Source organism: Paenibacillus sp. GCM10027629 (assembly GCF_042676425.1).
Classification (GTDB): Bacteria; Bacillota; Bacilli; order Paenibacillales; family Paenibacillaceae; genus Paenibacillus_K; species Paenibacillus_K terrigena.
The window spans coordinates 519,428-535,972 of sequence record NZ_JBHTGZ010000003.1 but is presented as its reverse complement, the minus strand read 5'-3'; the positions used below and the strand labels follow the sequence as shown (position 1 = coordinate 535,972).

Genomic DNA, 16,545 nt, shown 5'->3' with positions numbered 1-16,545 from the left:
CAGTAATTCAAGAAGCCGCCTCGACATCGAACCTTGCGTTCACCCTCGAACTCCGGTACTCATGTAGGTTTTGCCTACATTCCGTGTCCTCATTCTTCGGCTTCTCACAATCTTCTCGGTGCTGAAAAGCTGATTTTTCGACTTTTATCTAAATTAAAACTCAAACTCAACATCCGTTAAGCGGCGCTTAATTTCTTCAATTACGCGCTTCTCGTCCTCGATGCCATTCGCAATGAACGTAACCGAGAAACGTACGAAGTGTCCTGCATCCGTCCAAGGTACAGTGGAGATTAGCTTTTCACGGATAAGGTACTGTGAGAAGTCTTCCGCTGTCTCGAATTGCTGTCCGCCTTTAATGCCTTTAGGCATCTCTACATACAAGAAGAAGGAGCCTTTTGGCTTGCTTGCTGTGAATCCGATCTCATTCAATGCTGCAACGAGCAGATCATGACGACGCGAATACTTCGCAGCAATCTCTTCTGTTAATTGCGGGTTATCTAACCCGTATGCCGCCGCTTTTTGAATCGCGATAAATTGACCGGAATCATTGTTATCTTTTACATCACTAAATGCTTTTACAATCAATGGATTCCCTGCAACGAACCCAATCCGCCAGCCTGTCATGTTATACGATTTCGAGAGGGAATGAAGCTCCACGCCTACATCCTTCGCACCTGGAACAGATAAGAAGCTTAGCGGCTTCAATCCATCATAGGTCAAAGCTGCATACGGCGCATCATGTACGACAACAACATCGTTTTTCTTCGCCCACTCGACCACTTCAGTAAAGAATTCAACCGTAGCGCTCGCGCCCGTTGGATTGTTCGGATAGTTCAAATATAGGAGCTTTGCACGACGCGCGATGTCTTCCGGAATTTCATTTAGTTTCGGCAAGAAGTTGTTCTCTTTCAATAACGGTACAGTGTAGACCTCACCGCCTAAATATTTCGTGTGTGTACCTAAAATCGGATATCCCGGCACAGTCATAATCGTGATGTCACCTGGATTAATGAAGCATGAAGGCAGCATAGCGAGCGCTGGTTTTGATCCAATCGAGTGTACGATATCCGTCTCAGGATGAATGCCGTCCACTTGGAATACATTCTTCAAATAACGAGCCGCTGCCTCTTTGAACTCCGCGATCCCGTTATCCGCATAACCACGGTTTTCTGGCTTGGCCGCTTCTTCCGCGAGTTTCGCCACGATACCTGCTGGCGCCATTTCGTCCGGTTCTCCTACGCCCATGTCAATGAGTTCAACATCTGGAAATGCTTTTCTTGCTGCGGCCTTAGCACGCTTGATCTTCTCGAATTTATAAATTGCTGTATCTTTACCATAGTTTTCACCGCCAATACGGCTTGCGAAGCTCTTCTGGATATACGTTTCTTGATATTGTTCAATCGTCATCATCTTACCTCTCCTTTAAAAGAAAAACTCGTATCTTATCATATACCTCACTCCTGACTAATAATGAAGAAAATCCATCCCAAAAGGAATGGATTTTTCTTCTGAACATTTGTACTTTCTCGTTAACGCGTGCGAAGCCGATCCAGCAAATGCTCCATATCTGCTGGTAAAATCGCTTCAAATTCCAAGTATTTCTCTGTCATTGGATGAACGAACCCAAGAACTGCTGCATGCAAGGCTTGTCCGTCCATTTGCATTCCTTTACTGCGACCATACATTGGATCCCCAACAAGCGGATGACCGATAAATTTCATATGCACACGGATTTGATGCGTACGACCGGTCTCGAGCTTCAATTCAACCATCGTATAGTCCCCGAACCGTTCAAGCACGAGAAAATGCGTTACGGCATGCTTGCTGTTCTTATCCGTCACGGTGTACATCTTGCGATCTCCCGCATCCCGTCCAATCGGTGCATCGATCGTCCCATGATCATGCGCAATATTCCCATGCACAATGGCAATATATTTGCGTGTCACGGAATGATCTTTAAGCTGAGCAGCTAATGAAGCATGCGCTTGATCGTGCTTGGCGGCCATCAGCAGACCTGAAGTATCCTTATCAATCCGATGCACGATACCCGGACGCAGCTCACCGTTAATCCCGGATAGATCCTTGCAGTGATACATTAATGCATTCACGACCGTCCCTGAGGAATGCCCTGGCGCAGGATGAACAACCATACCGCGGGGTTTGTTGATAACGACCACATCATGGTCTTCATATGCAATATCTAATGGAATGTCCTCCGGCACAATATCCACCGGCGATACCTCTGGGATTGTTAAGGTAATACGATCTCCTTCAGCCAACTTATAATTCGATTTGACAACCCGACCATTGACAAGTGCATGTCCATCCTGAATCCAGAGCTGGATCTGCGAACGAGACACATTGTCTTCTATAGACTCGGTAATATACTTATCAATACGTTCCTTATGATCTTCAGCGGTTACTGTCCATTCCTGAACGTCAGCCTCTGAACCCATTTGCTCTTGCTGTTCACTCATTGCTGTTCCTCACTTTGTATCGGAAGTTCTTTTTCTTTGTCTTTGCTAAAGAATAAGGAATCGATCAAGACTAGAATAACCCCAATCACGATACCCGAATCTGCAATATTGAAAATTGGGAACGAATAGCTACCAAAGTTAAATAATAAGAAATCGACGACTTCCCCATGCAGAGCACGATCCCAAAAGTTGCCGATCGCTCCTCCAAGAATCATACCTAGACCCGTTAATAGTGCTACACTGCCCGTTTTTCGAACGTGGCGCATATACCAGACAATCGCGCAGACGACTACTGTGGTAATAATTAGGAAGAACCAGCGCTGCTCCTGCAATATCCCGAATGCCGCACCGCGATTCCGATGTGATGTAATGAGAAAGAAGTTCCCAATAACACTAATCTCTTCCCCAATTGTTAATTTCGTAGCAATGATCCATTTCGTTACTTGGTCTAGAATTAGCACAATAAGTCCGATTAGATAATAAATCACTTTGTAAGTCACACTCCGATCTGATCTATAGACAACGAGTCACCGCGAATCGGCTTCCCTTGTCCTTCGTTATTGTAGCATAGCGTAAAAGTAATCGTCCAATATCCCCGCACAATAATTACCGCCGTTAAAAAACCCGCTTCCCGCACAACCTAACCTCATCATAGCTAAGCTGAGCAAGGGATCACTTCTCACTAAGGAGCTGGTATTACCGATGTCACAGAAATCGCACTTATCTTCTTCCCAATTCAGATCACTTCAACAAGCCCTTCACAGGATGAAGAAGGATCTTGAACAACGACTCGATCAGAGCAGCCACCTCGGATTAGCCGAGTCCATGCGAGACAACACAGGCGAACTGTCCACCAACGATAACCACCCTGCAGACCTTGGTACCGAAATGTTCGAACGCGGCAAAGACATTGCCCTACTTGAAAATGAAGAACGACGGTTAGCTCGTGTGAATATGGCGCTTGAACAGATGGAGCAAGGCGATTATGGCATATGCCATGAATGCGGCAAACCAATCCCTTTTGACCGGTTACAGGCCATCCCTTATACCCTCTATTGTGTCCAGCATTCGCCAGAACAAGCCTTATCTGAGAATCGCCCGATCGAAGAGCAATTCCTCAATCCGCCATTCGGACGAACTAGTCTCGATGACCAAGAAGATCAGAATGGATTTGACGGCGAGGATGCTTGGCAAATTGTCGAGAGCTGGGGAACCTCCAATACACCGGCGATGGCGGAAGGCAACAATGTTGATGATTATGATGAGATGGCGATTGAAGCTTCGGATGAATTGGATGGCTTCGTCGAATCTTACGAAAGCTTCATTGCAACCGATATATTTGGTCAAAATGTATCCGTCGTTCGTAACAAGCAGTATCATAAGTACCTTGAAGAACACGAAGGTGAGCCGTTATTAGAACCGGATATTGTCGTTACCGAGGATTAATCATTTACGCACCTGTTAGTGCTAATACGTTTTTCCTTCGAGTTGTCGCTGTACAACACGAACCAAATCAGCGATATAGTCACCAACAATCGGTAAATTCAAAAGGTTCAACCACTGCAAGATATAGACGATCGTTGCTGCGAAGACGGAAAATCCAATCGCAATCCCGACCCCTTTCGCGATTCCCGAGAGAACATTCAGCCAAATTAACCGCCATGGCTTGAGCAGCAGCTCTGTATATTCCGCTATACGCGCCTGTTCCATGCTCTGTGCAATCGCATCGATTTGCAAATGCATCTTCTCCAGTATTTTTTCCAAGTGATTTAATTCTTGCTCATCGTTCTGGACACGTGACAACCGTCTCACACTCCATAAAGAAAATAAAAAACGAGCTCAAGCGCTAGCAGAATGTTCAATCGCTAACTTGAGCTCGCCTTTGTTTCATGCTTGCTATTTCATTATGCCCGGAAAACCGGTAATTATTTCTCGATGTGAATTCCTATGGATTTCTCACCAAGTTCCACGTTCTCCATACCGCTAACTTCTCCGAATTGAACTTCTTCCACCAACACATTCTCACGAAGAACATGTTCGAATGCGGTAATGGCAGCCTGGAGCTCCTCATCAACACGTAACGTTAGATTTACGCGCTTCTCGATTGGTAGATCAAGCTTCTTCCGCGTATCTTGGATCGCACGAACGACCTCGCGTACCCAGCCTTCTTGCTCCAATTCTGGTGTAATATCCGTGTTAAGTGCGACGGTGATTTGATAGCCTGAAGCCGATGCAAAGCCTTCTTTGGCTTGTTTCTCAATCAGCAGCTCTTCACTCGTAATATCAAGCGTATCGCCCTCTGCTGAGACGAATGCCAACTTGCCTTGCTCGACAATGTCACGCGCAGCTGCTACGTCCAATCCCTTCAGGTACCCCTGGATTGCTCCAACATTCTTACCGTACTTCTTACCCGCTACTTTCAAGTTCAGCTTCAAGTTGAAGTCAACGAAGCCGTTATCACTTGTCTCGATGCGGATTTCTTTGACGTTGATCTCATCCTTGATGATCGCTTCGTAGCCCGCAAGGTCAAATGCACGATCCATCGATACGATCAATTCGGACAGCGGTTGACGCGTCTTAATGCTCGTCTCGTTACGAACGTTACGCGCAAGCTCCACAATTTGACGTGCCGTCTCCATATCTTGCTCCAGCTGTGCATCGATCAACGCAGGATTCGCTTGCGGATAATCATCCAAATGCACGCTTTCCTTCGTACCGCCAAGGTTGCCGTATACTTCTTCCGCAACGAGCGGCGCATACGGTGCGATGAGTAAGGACAGGTTCAAGAGTACGTTACGAAGCGTTTGATACGCTGAAATTTTATCTTCTGTCATTTCGCTGCCCCAGAAGCGGTCACGCGAACGACGGATATACCAGTTACTCATCTCATCCACGAAAGTCTCGATCGCTTTCGCAGGGTTCAAGAAGTCATTCACTTCAAGCCCTTTGCTAACGAGCTGCATTAAGCTGTTCAGACGGGACAAGATCCAGCGATCCAACTTGTTCTGCGACGGACGCTCAGGGTGTGCTGCAGGATCATATTGATCAATATTGGCATAGAGCGCCAAGAATGCATGTGTATTCACGATGGTGTCGATCACTTTGGATTTCGCTTCAGCCACGATTTGCTTCGAGAAGCGTTTCGTGTTCCAAGGCGCACTATCGGATAGTAACGCCCAACGGAATGCATCTGTTCCGAATTCGTCGATGATTTCCCATGGGTCGATAACGTTCCCTTTACTCTTCGACATCTTCTGACCGTTCTCATCTAGGATATGACCCGTCGAGATGACCGCTTTGTAAGGTGCTTTCCCGTTATACAACGTGGATACAGCCAGCAAACTGTAGAACCAACCGCGTGTCTGGTCGACCCCTTCACAGATCATATCTGCAGGATACTGCTCTTCGAATTCCTTCTCATTCTCGAATGGATGGTGATGCTGTGCGAACGGCATCGATCCACTATCGAACCATACGTCGATCACTTCGGAAGTCCGTTCCATCACGCCGCCTTCACAATGTGGACAATGCAATTTCACTTCATCGACGTAAGGCTTATGCAATTCAAGATCTTCAGCAATCGGGGATACCGATTTCGCTCGCAGGTCTGCATGACTGTTCGGTGCATATTCGCCATGGCATGAATTACATACCCATACGTTAAGCGGCGTACCCCAGTAACGATTCCGGCTGATGTTCCAATCCACGAGGTCCTCAAGGAATTTACCAAAACGTCCTTCACGGATATGACCAGGGTACCAGTCTACACCATTGTTGTTCGCGATCAACTGATCCTTCACCGCTGTCGTCTGAATGAACCAGCTCTCCATCGCATAGTAAAGGAGTGGCGATTTACAACGCCAGCAGAATGGATAGCTATGCTCATATTTCTCTTTGGAGTAGAGCAATCCGCGTTCCGACAACATTTTAACGATATCAATATCGCAATCCTTCACGAAACGTCCTGCAAAATCCGTCACCTCATCCGTATAGCGACCCGATGCATTCACCACATTCAGCATGCTGATATTGTTCTGACGGGATACACGATAGTCATCTTCCCCGTGTGCTGGTGCGATATGAACAATCCCTGTACCGCTCGTATCACTAACGAAATCTCCAGCGATCACGAAATGACCGTTCTCAACACTAACATAAGGCATTGGCGGCGTATATTTGAGGCCAACCAAGTCGGAACCAAGGACGGTTGCTACGATTTCGTATTCACCCTTGATCGCTTTCTCTACCAAGTTCTTCGCAACGATGAGTACTTCGTCGTCCTGCTTCACCTTGACATATTCCATCTCCGGATTCACAGCAAGTGCTACGTTCGAAGGCAATGTCCAAGGTGTCGTCGTCCAAGCGAGAATTGCTTCCTCTTGATCCTTCAATCTGAATTTCACCGTTGCCGATAGATCTTTCACATCTTCATAGCCTTGCGCCACTTCATGAGAGCTCAGCGTCGTCTGACAGCATGGGCAATACGGGCTCACGCGATGTCCGCGGTAGAGAAGTCCTTTATTGTGAATCGTGGACAAAATATTCCACACACTCTCAATATAATTGTTCTCAAGCGTAATGTACGGATGGTCGAGATCAGTCCAGTATGCAATCCCTTCCGTTAATTCACGCCATTGCTTCTCATACTCGAATACACTCGCTTTACATTTCTTCACGAATTCTTCGATACCGTAGTTCTCAATCTCTTGCTTACCGGAGATGCCAAGCTGCTTCTCTACACCAAGTTCAACCGGCAACCCATGTGTATCCCAACCTGCTTTACGAACAACACGGTAACCTGACATCGTCTTATAGCGGCCAATAAAGTCTTTGATTACGCGACCCAATACGTGTCCAATATGCGGCTTACCATTCGCCGTCGGAGGTCCTTCGTAGAATACAAAGTTCGGCTTACCCGAACGGTTCTCGATTGATTTTTTAAATGTCTGCTCTTCGTTCCATTTGCCAAGTACACGCAGTTCACGTGCGCGGGCCTTTTCTTTGACGTCAATTTTACGCATGGCTTACAACCCTTTCTTCGTTACAGATAATAAAAATAAACACCAAAAAACCTCATCCCCAAAAAGGGACGAGGTTCGCTCGCGTTACCACCCTTGTTCCGTCTGTGAGCGCTGTGAATCAGCATACATCAGAACGGCACCTTCGTCATGCAATACCCGAATTACTCGGACCACTGCAGGTTCCTGTTAACGGTGGAAAGACCGGCTCAGCTTACTTTTGTATACGGTTCAGCTTCGCTTCTCCGGGATGATCTTCCGTCAATCCTGTCCGTTGGCTTGCACCGACCGCCAACTCTCTGGTGAACGTGGATCTGACCTACTGTTCCCATCAACGAATTTATCAAGGAAGTTCAAAAATTGTCTTTTGATCACGAAGGATCCCAAGAAGCTTTCTCGGCATCGAATCTTGTGTTCACCCTCGAAGTCCGGTACTCATGTAGGTTTTGCCTACATTCCGTTTCCTCCTTCTTCAGGTTCTCACAACCTTCTCGGTGCTGAAAAGCCAATTTTGAACTCTTATTTGTATTTTAATATTACAAGATAATATATCCTCTTTGCTCCGAATTGTCAAACCCATCATCGAAGCCATTCATCAAGGCATATATCTTAATAGACTTCGTTCGCCTCCCGCTCACGCTCAACAAGGAGATTATCTTGGTTCCGGTTCTCTAACGCTTCCCATCCGTCTTGGCTAAGCAATTCCAATTGTGCTTCCACTAACGTACGGAAACGTGCACGATAAATGGACGCTTGCTTCTTAAGCTCGTCCACCTCCAGTGCAATACGACGCGACTTCACTAAGGATTCGTTCACAATGCGATCCGCGTTCTTCTCAGCTTCCTTAAGAATCAGCTGCGCTTCCTTCTTCGAATTATGCTTCACTTCATCTGCCGCTTCCTGTGCGACGATGATTGTCTTACTCAGTGTCTCTTCGATATTCGAGAAGTGATCTAATTTCTCTTGCAGGGAGAAAATTTGGTTCTGCAGTTCTTTATTCTCACGAATGATGGACTCATAGTCCTTAATTACTTGATCAAGGAATTCATTCACTTGATCTTCGTCATATCCGCGCAGTCTGCGGCCAAACTCTTTATTATGTATGTCTAACGGGGTTAACGGCATCCTCTCTGCACCTCCTATAAAGTCAACAAACCTTGTTTCTATTGCCTATTCATTTCGACAAGAACTCTAAAATTCCTGCAATCGATCTACACGAATTTACCGATTTTCACACGATTCCTGCCTTTTTTCGTTATGCCATCGATCTCAAGAACTTTAAAACGCCCTAAGCCCTGCATAGAAACAACGTCCCCCACTTTAAGCGGCTTCGACGGATCCTCCTCAACCTTCCAATTGACACGACAACGGCCCGCCTTAATGGGCACCACAATCTTCGTACGACTGATCCGAAAGGCATCACTCGCAATCCCATCTAGGCGCAAAGAAGCCACCGTCAAGTTCATCTCCTCCAATCGTGAAGTGCTTGTCTGCAGACTTTCGATCGGAAAAATTTCGGTCTGAACTTGAATCCGGTGAACTTGGCGAAGTTGTATATTGATATAATTACTAATCTCCTCTTCCACTATACAATGACAGCCGGATGGGAGTACATGAATATCCCCGATCTTATCCCGCTTCATACCGAGTCCTAGAATAGAGCCCATATAATCGCCATGATCGAGTTCGATGAATTTCTGGTCACCAGAAGTCACGGAGAGTACGGCCAGTCCCATCTTCTCGCTCTCCAAATGCCGATAATCCGGAGCGATGAAGGCGCGGCGTCTCTCTGCCTCAGGGTATCCCCCATCAAATCTTACGGCAACATCCGGATGCCGATTCACCAAGGTCTGGACGATAAAAGCTTGTCTTGGATCTAGAAAATCGGTGAGCTTGGCCTCATGATATTCCCCTGCATTGGTAACCCACTCCCATGCCCGGTCTACAAAAGGCCTCTCATCCGGATGAAAATGATTGTAAATGTCACTCATAGAAGGTTCACCCTGGGATAATGAAATGAACGACTGCAATGATACCCTGAATGACAAATTGCAGAACGAACAACGCAACAACCGGTGAAATGTCTAGCATGCCTCCGATTGGCGGAATAATTTTACGAAACGGGTTCAAATACGGCTCGACCAGCTTCGCAAGCAAATTCCCGACAAAGCTCTCGCGCGCATTCGGCACCCAAGAGAGTAGTACATACACGATGATCATGTATAAATAAATCTGTCCAATCATGGAAATGTAGTAATCAATTTGCCCCAAAATCAGTCACCTCTTTTAGCTATAGTCTTGTTCCTCGGATAAGATTTCGGAGATTGCGCCTTGAATTTCAACGGTGTCCGGTGTGCACATAAAGATATTGATGCCAAGCTTCGAGATGTTCCCATTCAAAGCATAGACCGTCCCGCTCAAGAAATCGATAATACGCATCGCCTGATCTTTACGAATCCGCTGCAAGTTCACAACGACAGAACGGCGAGAACGCAGATGGTCTGCAATTTCTTGCGCTTCGTCATACGAACGTGGCTCATAGAGCACCACCTTGGCATTTTTCTGCGAGTGGATGCTGACCACATTACTTGCTTTTACATTTTTACGTGATTCAAAGCTCGGGGTTTCAACTTCTTGTTCTTCTTCGTGCGTTATCTTCTCCCGTTCGACCACTTCTTCTTCCTCTTGCAGTCCCAGAAAATTCATAAATCGATTCATAACGCCCATTACACTTCCTCCTTATCCCCTACTAAAATAGAGCCGAGTCGAATCCAAGTTGCTCCCTCTTCAATTGCCACCTCAAAATCATTGGACATACCCATGGAAAGGTGTTGAATGGGGTCTTCTGTGATTGCAAGCTGGTTAAGCTCATCCCGTAGAGTTCGCAATCCGCGAAAGACCGGTCGTGTCTGTTCTGCTTCATACTCGAATGGCGCCATCGTCATCAGTCCGGCAATATGAATTCGAGGGTATGCTTGCATTTCCTTAATGAATGGAACCAGCTGCTCCGGCTCAAGTCCATATTTCGATGTCTCTCCGGAGACATTCACTTGGACGAAGCAATTCACATCCATCTGTAGCGCTTCCGCTTTGTTATTCAATTCCTTTGCAAGCGACAGCCTGTCCAATGAATGAATATAAGCGAACTTGCCTATGACATCCTTCACTTTGTTCGTCTGCAAATGACCGATAAAATGCCAGGTTCCTTGATTCCCTAACGCATTCCACTTTTCTTCAGCATTCTGCCAACGGTTCTCACCAATATGCTCTAATCCATGCTTCAGCACGGATTCTGTCATCGCGAGTGAAACATATTTCGTTACTGCAATGATATGTACATCTTCACGAAGTCTGCCACTACGCCGACATGCTTCATTCACGCGCTGCTCCACGAGCTCGATTCGCTCTTGCAATGCCATGCGAAGATCACTCCTTTTCTATTGCGATCCAGCTGATCATTCGACCTGTTCTCCCTTGATCGCGTCGATGTGAGAAGAAATCCTCCTCTTGACAACTTGTACACCACGTAGAACATTCGATATTTGTCGGTAAAATTCCTGCTTTTATCATAATCTGTCGATTAAATTGTTTCAAGTCAAGCATGAACTTCCCGTTCGGCTTTGCAATATAAATTGGAGGGTCTTGATCTGTCAGCGAGAACGTATGCGCAAAATCCTCTACATGCTGCATGACATGCTCATCCACCTCATAGCAGCAGGCGCCGATTGAAGGTCCAATCGCAGTACGTATATTGCTCGGGATTGAGCCGTAAGCTTCCCCCATCTTCTCAATCGTCTTCCCGGCGATCTCTAATACCGTCCCTTTCCAGCCTGCATGGGCTAGCCCCACTGCACGCACTACAGGATCCCAGAAGTATAAAGGAACGCAATCGGCGTAAAAAGAGGTCAGCCACACGCCGGGTACATTTGTAATCAATGCATCCGTATCTTGGATAGCCGACGCTCTTGTCATACGTCCTAGTCCTTGATGTTCCGCTTTGACTTCAAACACATGATTGCTATGCACTTGTTCACCGCAAGTCCACGCCTCGAATGGAAGCTGCAGCACATCCGCAATCGCTTCCCGATTCCGAATGACATCTTCATCCCGGTCATGAACGTGAAAGGCACAATTTAAGGAGTCATACGGGCCGCTGCTGACACCGCCATTTTTCGAAGAAAAACCTGCTGTAATATCTGATCCCTTCGATACCCAAGGTTCCAGCATAAATAGAGCAGGTGCTGATGGTCTAGTCTGTTGTACGAATGGTTCCATTATTCATTCACCTCAACCCTAGTGTACCATATGCCGGCGCTACTTTTCACTAACTAGAGGTTGTTCAAAATGTCGTCTTTTGATCACGAAGTATTTCATGAAGCGTATTCGACATCGAATCTTGCGATCATCCTCGAAGAGCATATGCTTACGACGTATGTTCCCTTCGGAAACATTTCAGGTACTCATTTAGGTTTTGCCTAAACTCCGTTCCTCCTTAAAGTTTTTCGAAGAAAAACTCGCTACGGAAGCATAATCCGAGGATTCTCGCAACCTGGGCATATGCTTACGATGTCAGTTTTCTGCGAAAACGCTCAGGTGCTGAAAACCCGACTTTTTGAACACGCACTAACTAGGGTACGATCTTGTCTCTCGCATCATCGGGTCTAGCCTCTCGTATCGGTCTGAAGCCGGCTCATATTCGTCCTGCTTGGTGACCCGTGTCTCCTCCATTTTGACAAGGACAACATCCGCGCCGATCTTCACAATATTTCGCCAAGGGATTACGAGGTCGTTGCCACCGCCAAATAGACCAAGAAATTTATTATAGTTCGGCACGACAATCGAGTTGATGCGCCCTTGACGCAAATCCAGCTCGAGATCTGAGATTTGCCCGAGCTTCTTCCCGTCCACAATATTAATAACATCCTTCGTCTGAAAATCCGATATCTTCACCCGTCATCACCACTAATCTTTTAATTTTAGGGTTCGAATCCATATATCCTAAATATATGTGGAAAAGACGTAAAATGTCCTGATCCTTAAAAGAAAACCGTGGCTGCACACAAACTTCAAAAAAAGCCCTAACGAATTCACGTTAGGACTTTGCATGCAACAAGAGATTCACGATTTGACATGCTTCTGCATCTGATTAATGGCCGATTTCTCAAGTCTCGATACCTGTGCCTGGGATATGCCAATCTCCTCTGCCACTTCCATCTGAGTCTTCCCTTCGAAAAACCGCATAGATAAGATCATTTTCTCACGATCGTTCAGTTTGCGCATCGCTTCACGAAGTGCAATCTCTTCAATCCAAGATACATCCTTATTCTTATCATCACTGATCTGGTCCATCACATAAATCGGGTCTCCGCCATCATGATAGATCGGCTCGAATAGCGATACCGGATCTTGAATGGCATCAAGAGCGAATACAACATCCTCTTTCGGGACGTTCAGCGCCTCTGAGATTTCGAAGATCGTCGGTTCACGCGCGTTCTTATTCGTTAAGCTGTCGCGAACCTGAAGCGCTTTATACGCAATATCGCGAAGCGAGCGTGAGACACGGATCGGGTTATTATCCCGAAGATAACGCCGAATCTCACCAATAATCATCGGCACGGCATACGTAGAGAATTTAACATTCTGACCAAGATCGAAATTATCGATCGCTTTCATCAGACCGATGCAGCCGACCTGGAACAGATCGTCAACAAATTCCCCACGATTGTTAAATCGTTGAATGACACTTAGCACGAGCCTTAGATTGCCATTCACTAATTTCTCTCTTGCTGCTCGTTCATTTTGTTGTTGTAAGGCGACGAATAATTCGCGCATTTCCGCGTTCGTTAGAACTGGCAGTTTTGCAGTATCCACACCACAAATCTCGACTTTATTTCGGGTCATCGTGTACAACCTCCCAAGGAGAAACATTAATGTACATTATCTCCGTGGGCTGTTTTTTTATTCCTTTTTCAGGATGCATTTCGACACGTCTTCGACCCAATTCGACGTCTACTCCGCGCCCGATATAGGTTACACCATCTTATTAAATTCTTTTCGCAGCCGTTTAATAATTCGCTTCTCCAGCCGTGAAATGTAAGACTGGGAGATGCCGAGCATATCCGCAACATCCTTCTGCGTCTTCTCTTCCCCATCGGTCAATCCGAACCGCAGCTCCATGATGACACGTTCACGATCCGATAGTTTATCCAATGCTTTATGTAAAAGTTTACGGTCCACCTGTTCCTCGATATTCCGGTAAATCGTGTCATTCTCTGTCCCTAGGACATCGGAGAGCAGGAGCTCGTTCCCATCCCAATCGATATTAAGCGGTTCGTCAAAAGATACCTCGGTACGGATCTTGCTATTACGACGTAAATACATCAGAATCTCATTCTCTATACACCGTGATGCATAAGTCGCTAGCTTAATCTTCTTGTCAGGATCGAACGTATTGACGGCTTTGATGAGACCAATCGCACCGATCGATACCAAATCTTCAATGTTGATACCTGTATTCTCGAACTTGCGCGCGATATATACAACAAGTCGCAGATTGCGTTCGATCAGCATCGCCCGGATCGCCGTATCACCTGATGACAGTCTCGTAAGCAAATATTCTTCTTCCTCACGCGTAAGTGGTGGAGGAAGGGCCTCGCTGCCGCCAATATAATAAATCTCTTCGCTCTTCAACCCTAGCAAAAAAAGAAACCGGTAATAGTTCAATTGCATTGTCAATTTCAGTTTTAAGAGCATTCCGTCTCCTCCTAGACATTAATGATGAAATAGCGCGCTATGCAAAATCGCCTGATAACTGCCATCCGACGACAGCTTACCGCCATCAAGCCCGATCAATACCTTCGTACATTCTGTGGTGGTTCCCCCATGGGTAAGGACGACTTTATCTGGTTTAACCGCGATCATCCACTGTGTACTACCACGATTCACCCCGCGATAAGGTACCATTCGGAGTCGATCTTGCCATGGAACAGATGCGTCTTGCATTTCCATAATCCATTGATCTGCAGAGAGATCACGAAGCCGATCAATCCATCCTTCGGGAAAAGCATTAAACCAAAGTCCTGCCTCCATCACAATGACAGGGCTTCGCGTTAATGGATCGGTAAGTTGATTCCCCGTATCAATGAGTCCGACACAGCTTGACTGATCTTGATCGATCCAGACCTCCACTTGTGCGAGAAATTGCGTCATAGCCTCTTTGTTCGCGCGGCTGCGTATCACCATACGGTATAAGAGGAACGTCATGACAAGTCCAATTGCAATAATCCAAAACCCAATCTTCAAGTTAAATTGAAATCCACCGGAGTGCGAGAACCAGATGCCATTTAACACATCGCCAGAATTCTGCATCAAGTAATGGAGCCCTAGTATGCCTCCTGCTGCCACAAAATTTATGACATAGAATGCAGCCATATTGCGTAAGTAGTTTTGTAGGCTGATAAAACCAAAAGCAATCCAGAGCATTCCCAAAGACATCATGAATTTAATCAGAAACGTAAACAAGAAAGATAATGCAGGTGCGAACATCATCACGACATAAGAGGCACCTAGAATTGACGCTGCGATCAAGCGCCAGATTCGTGGTTTTAATTTCCTCATCCAGGCCGTTGTCCATAATAATGCTCCATCAATGAGCAAATTCATGAGAAAAATGAGATCAAGATATACAACCAGTCGCTTCACCGCCTCACCCTATCCATCGAACTTGGCAACGGATGAAACTAGTATATTAAACCTCATATTCAAAGTCTGTCTAAACATGGGGAAGCTGTGCATCTTTTTTTGTCGAAGAAACAAACCGAGGGATAATCATAGGTCATGAAAAAAAGCCCATCTCACAGAATTTGGATTCTGTAAAATGGGCTCTAATAGAAGAAATTAATCATTATGACGAGGACGATTGCGTAGGAAAGTCGGAATATCCAATTGATCGCCTGCCGGCTGATTGCCAAATGGACGCAATTGACTTGCAGAACGAGTCTCTGGAGCCTCTTCCGGTTGTGCAGCAGTCACAGGTCTGCGACCAGGGATGTTAACCGGTTTAGATTCGAACCCTGTTGCGATGACTGTTACTTTGATATCGTCTTTCATGTCTTCTTCAATCCTCGCACCGAAAATCATATTTACTTCTGGATCGGATGCCGAGATAACAATTTCAGCCGCTTCATTGACTTCATACAAGGATAAATTCATACCGCCAGTGATGTTCATGATGACACCACGAGCACCTTCGATCGAGGTCTCGAGAAGTGGACTCATAATCGCTTTGCGCGCAGCTTCGGCCGCGCGGTTCTCTCCATTCGCAACGCCAATCCCCATCAATGCAGAGCCGCGTTCCGTCATGATCGTCTTCACGTCTGCAAAGTCAAGGTTGATTAACGCTGGTTCAGCGATCAAGTCAGAAATACCTTGTACCGCTTGACGCAATACGTTATCGACTTCACGGAATGCTTCAAGCATTGGTGTCTTCTTATCCACCATCTCCAATAGGCGATCGTTCGGAATGACAATAAGTGTGTCTACTTTTTCTTTCAGTGCTTCTATACCGAGCTCTGCTTGCGTGGAACGTTTGCGGCCTTCGAACGAGAAAGGACGTGTTACGACCCCAACAGTTAATGCACCGCATTCTCTAGCGATTTCAGCAATGACTGGAGCAGCGCCCGTACCTGTTCCGCCACCCATACCCGCAGTAACGAACACCATGTCTGCACCGCGCAGTGTATTCATAATCGCTTCACGGGATTCTTCAGCAGCTTTCTTCCCCACATCAGGGTTCGCACCTGCTCCAAGTCCACGTGTTAATTTATCACCAATTTGCAAACGATGCTCGGATTTTGCCAAATGAAGCGCTTGAGCATCGGTATTTACAGTAATAAATTCTACGCCCTTGACGCCATTATCAATCATTCGGTTGACTGCGTTACTACCGCCGCCACCCACGCCAATGACCTTTATTTGGGCTAACGAGTCCATCTCAAAATCAAATTCCAACATAATCTTCATCTCCCCCTCATTGCGCTAGACTGCCCAGG

The 16,545-nt window shown here is 46.2% G+C and carries 18 protein-coding genes and 1 other annotated feature; of the genes, 1 reads left to right on the top strand and 17 read right to left on the bottom strand.

Going from position 1 to position 16,545, the window contains the following annotated elements:
- Window positions 1–153 precede the first annotated feature (153 nt).
- The 4 genes from ACFQZR_RS02905 to ACFQZR_RS02890 form a co-directional block, all read right to left on the bottom strand.
- The gene (locus ACFQZR_RS02905; protein ID WP_379343779.1) at window positions 154–1,407 is read right to left on the bottom strand and encodes an LL-diaminopimelate aminotransferase; all 1,254 of its coding nucleotides are present in this window, start codon (window positions 1,405–1,407) and stop codon (window positions 154–156) included.
- Between the two features lie 122 nt (window positions 1,408–1,529).
- Window positions 1,530–2,477, bottom strand: coding sequence for an RluA family pseudouridine synthase (locus tag ACFQZR_RS02900; RefSeq protein ID WP_379342691.1), 948 nt, complete (start codon window positions 2,475–2,477; stop codon window positions 1,530–1,532).
- A complete protein-coding gene (gene lspA, locus ACFQZR_RS02895; RefSeq protein WP_379342689.1) occupies window positions 2,474–2,965 on the bottom strand; it encodes a signal peptidase II in 492 nt (163 codons plus the stop codon). Before lspA ends, ACFQZR_RS02900 begins: the two co-directional genes overlap by 4 nt.
- An 8-nt stretch (window positions 2,966–2,973) precedes the next feature.
- The gene (locus ACFQZR_RS02890; RefSeq protein WP_379342687.1) at window positions 2,974–3,114 is read right to left on the bottom strand and encodes a hypothetical protein; all 141 of its coding nucleotides are present in this window, start codon (window positions 3,112–3,114) and stop codon (window positions 2,974–2,976) included.
- 65 nt (window positions 3,115–3,179) lie between these two features.
- Here ACFQZR_RS02890 and ACFQZR_RS02885 point away from each other — a divergent pair, with 65 nt between their 5' ends.
- Window positions 3,180–3,923 carry a TraR/DksA C4-type zinc finger protein gene (locus tag ACFQZR_RS02885; RefSeq protein WP_018756660.1) on the top strand — a complete coding sequence of 248 codons (744 nt, stop codon included), beginning with the start codon at window positions 3,180–3,182 and terminating at the stop codon, window positions 3,921–3,923.
- A 21-nt stretch (window positions 3,924–3,944) separates the two neighbouring features.
- On the opposite strand, the gene ACFQZR_RS02880 is transcribed toward ACFQZR_RS02885, so the two are convergent.
- The 13 genes from ACFQZR_RS02880 to ftsZ all read right to left on the bottom strand — a co-directional run bounded on the left by ACFQZR_RS02880 (window position 3,945) and on the right by ftsZ (window position 16,507).
- A complete protein-coding gene (locus tag ACFQZR_RS02880) occupies window positions 3,945–4,220 on the bottom strand; it encodes a DUF5665 domain-containing protein (protein WP_245583798.1) in 276 nt (91 codons plus the stop codon).
- A 182-nt stretch (window positions 4,221–4,402) separates the two neighbouring features.
- Window positions 4,403–7,498, bottom strand: a complete 3,096-nt coding sequence (gene ileS, locus ACFQZR_RS02875) for an isoleucine--tRNA ligase (protein ID WP_379342684.1) — start codon at window positions 7,496–7,498, stop codon at window positions 4,403–4,405.
- A gap of 61 nt (window positions 7,499–7,559) precedes the next feature.
- Window positions 7,560–7,839 (bottom strand) — a binding site (T-box leader).
- 265 nt (window positions 7,840–8,104) lie between these two features.
- The gene (locus ACFQZR_RS02870) at window positions 8,105–8,620 is read right to left on the bottom strand and encodes a DivIVA domain-containing protein (protein WP_379342682.1); all 516 of its coding nucleotides are present in this window, start codon (window positions 8,618–8,620) and stop codon (window positions 8,105–8,107) included.
- Between the two features lie 86 nt (window positions 8,621–8,706).
- Entirely contained in the window at window positions 8,707–9,486 is a 780-nt protein-coding gene (locus ACFQZR_RS02865; protein WP_379342680.1) for a YlmH family RNA-binding protein, read from the bottom strand.
- A 7-nt stretch (window positions 9,487–9,493) separates the two neighbouring features.
- A complete protein-coding gene (locus tag ACFQZR_RS02860) occupies window positions 9,494–9,739 on the bottom strand; it encodes a YggT family protein (RefSeq protein WP_040674986.1) in 246 nt (81 codons plus the stop codon).
- A 42-nt stretch (window positions 9,740–9,781) separates the two neighbouring features.
- The gene (locus ACFQZR_RS02855) at window positions 9,782–10,222 is read right to left on the bottom strand and encodes a cell division protein SepF (protein ID WP_379342678.1); all 441 of its coding nucleotides are present in this window, start codon (window positions 10,220–10,222) and stop codon (window positions 9,782–9,784) included.
- Window positions 10,222–10,914, bottom strand: a complete 693-nt coding sequence (locus ACFQZR_RS02850) for a YggS family pyridoxal phosphate-dependent enzyme (RefSeq protein ID WP_379342676.1) — start codon at window positions 10,912–10,914, stop codon at window positions 10,222–10,224. Before ACFQZR_RS02850 ends, ACFQZR_RS02855 begins: the two co-directional genes overlap by 1 nt.
- Before the next feature lie 7 nt (window positions 10,915–10,921).
- Window positions 10,922–11,770, bottom strand: a complete 849-nt coding sequence (gene pgeF, locus ACFQZR_RS02845; protein WP_379342674.1) for a peptidoglycan editing factor PgeF — start codon at window positions 11,768–11,770, stop codon at window positions 10,922–10,924.
- Window positions 11,771–12,118: 348 nt separating this feature from the next.
- Complete coding sequence (locus ACFQZR_RS02840) at window positions 12,119–12,445, bottom strand: YlmC/YmxH family sporulation protein (RefSeq protein ID WP_379342672.1); 327 nt, start codon at window positions 12,443–12,445, stop codon at window positions 12,119–12,121.
- A 168-nt stretch (window positions 12,446–12,613) separates the two neighbouring features.
- Entirely contained in the window at window positions 12,614–13,396 is a 783-nt protein-coding gene (gene sigG, locus ACFQZR_RS02835; protein WP_018756670.1) for an RNA polymerase sporulation sigma factor SigG, read from the bottom strand.
- 129 nt (window positions 13,397–13,525) lie between these two features.
- Complete coding sequence (sigE, locus tag ACFQZR_RS02830) at window positions 13,526–14,248, bottom strand: RNA polymerase sporulation sigma factor SigE (RefSeq protein ID WP_018756671.1); 723 nt, start codon at window positions 14,246–14,248, stop codon at window positions 13,526–13,528.
- Window positions 14,249–14,266: 18 nt separating this feature from the next.
- On the bottom strand, window positions 14,267–15,196 hold the full coding sequence (gene spoIIGA / locus ACFQZR_RS02825; RefSeq protein WP_379342669.1) for a sigma-E processing peptidase SpoIIGA: 930 nt from the start codon (window positions 15,194–15,196) through the stop codon (window positions 14,267–14,269).
- A 195-nt stretch (window positions 15,197–15,391) separates the two neighbouring features.
- Window positions 15,392–16,507: a cell division protein FtsZ gene (gene ftsZ / locus ACFQZR_RS02820; protein ID WP_379342667.1), complete on the bottom strand. Its 1,116-nt coding sequence runs from the start codon at window positions 16,505–16,507 to the stop codon at window positions 15,392–15,394.
- Window positions 16,508–16,545: the final 38 nt, after the last annotated feature.

What these genes read in the sequence shown, in the direction of transcription:
- ACFQZR_RS02905 (WP_379343779.1), bottom strand. Translation starts at nt 1,407, where the DNA reads ATGACGATTGAACAATATCAAGAAACGTATATCCAGAAGAGCTTCGCA.
- ACFQZR_RS02900 (WP_379342691.1), bottom strand. Translation starts at nt 2,477, where the DNA reads ATGAGTGAACAGCAAGAGCAAATGGGTTCAGAGGCTGACGTTCAGGAA.
- ACFQZR_RS02885 (WP_018756660.1), top strand. Translation starts at nt 3,180, where the DNA reads ATGTCACAGAAATCGCACTTATCTTCTTCCCAATTCAGATCACTTCAA.
- ACFQZR_RS02880 (WP_245583798.1), bottom strand. Translation starts at nt 4,220, where the DNA reads ATGCATTTGCAAATCGATGCGATTGCACAGAGCATGGAACAGGCGCGT.
- ileS (WP_379342684.1), bottom strand. Translation starts at nt 7,498, where the DNA reads ATGCGTAAAATTGACGTCAAAGAAAAGGCCCGCGCACGTGAACTGCGT.
- ACFQZR_RS02870 (WP_379342682.1), bottom strand. Translation starts at nt 8,620, where the DNA reads ATGCCGTTAACCCCGTTAGACATACATAATAAAGAGTTTGGCCGCAGA.
- ACFQZR_RS02865 (WP_379342680.1), bottom strand. Translation starts at nt 9,486, where the DNA reads ATGAGTGACATTTACAATCATTTTCATCCGGATGAGAGGCCTTTTGTA.
- ACFQZR_RS02860 (WP_040674986.1), bottom strand. Translation starts at nt 9,739, where the DNA reads ATGATTGGACAGATTTATTTATACATGATCATCGTGTATGTACTACTC.
- ACFQZR_RS02855 (WP_379342678.1), bottom strand. Translation starts at nt 10,222, where the DNA reads ATGGGCGTTATGAATCGATTTATGAATTTTCTGGGACTGCAAGAGGAA.
- ACFQZR_RS02850 (WP_379342676.1), bottom strand. Translation starts at nt 10,914, where the DNA reads ATGGCATTGCAAGAGCGAATCGAGCTCGTGGAGCAGCGCGTGAATGAA.
- pgeF (WP_379342674.1), bottom strand. Translation starts at nt 11,770, where the DNA reads ATGGAACCATTCGTACAACAGACTAGACCATCAGCACCTGCTCTATTT.
- sigG (WP_018756670.1), bottom strand. Translation starts at nt 13,396, where the DNA reads ATGACCCGAAATAAAGTCGAGATTTGTGGTGTGGATACTGCAAAACTG.
- sigE (WP_018756671.1), bottom strand. Translation starts at nt 14,248, where the DNA reads ATGCTCTTAAAACTGAAATTGACAATGCAATTGAACTATTACCGGTTT.
- ftsZ (WP_379342667.1), bottom strand. Translation starts at nt 16,507, where the DNA reads ATGTTGGAATTTGATTTTGAGATGGACTCGTTAGCCCAAATAAAGGTC.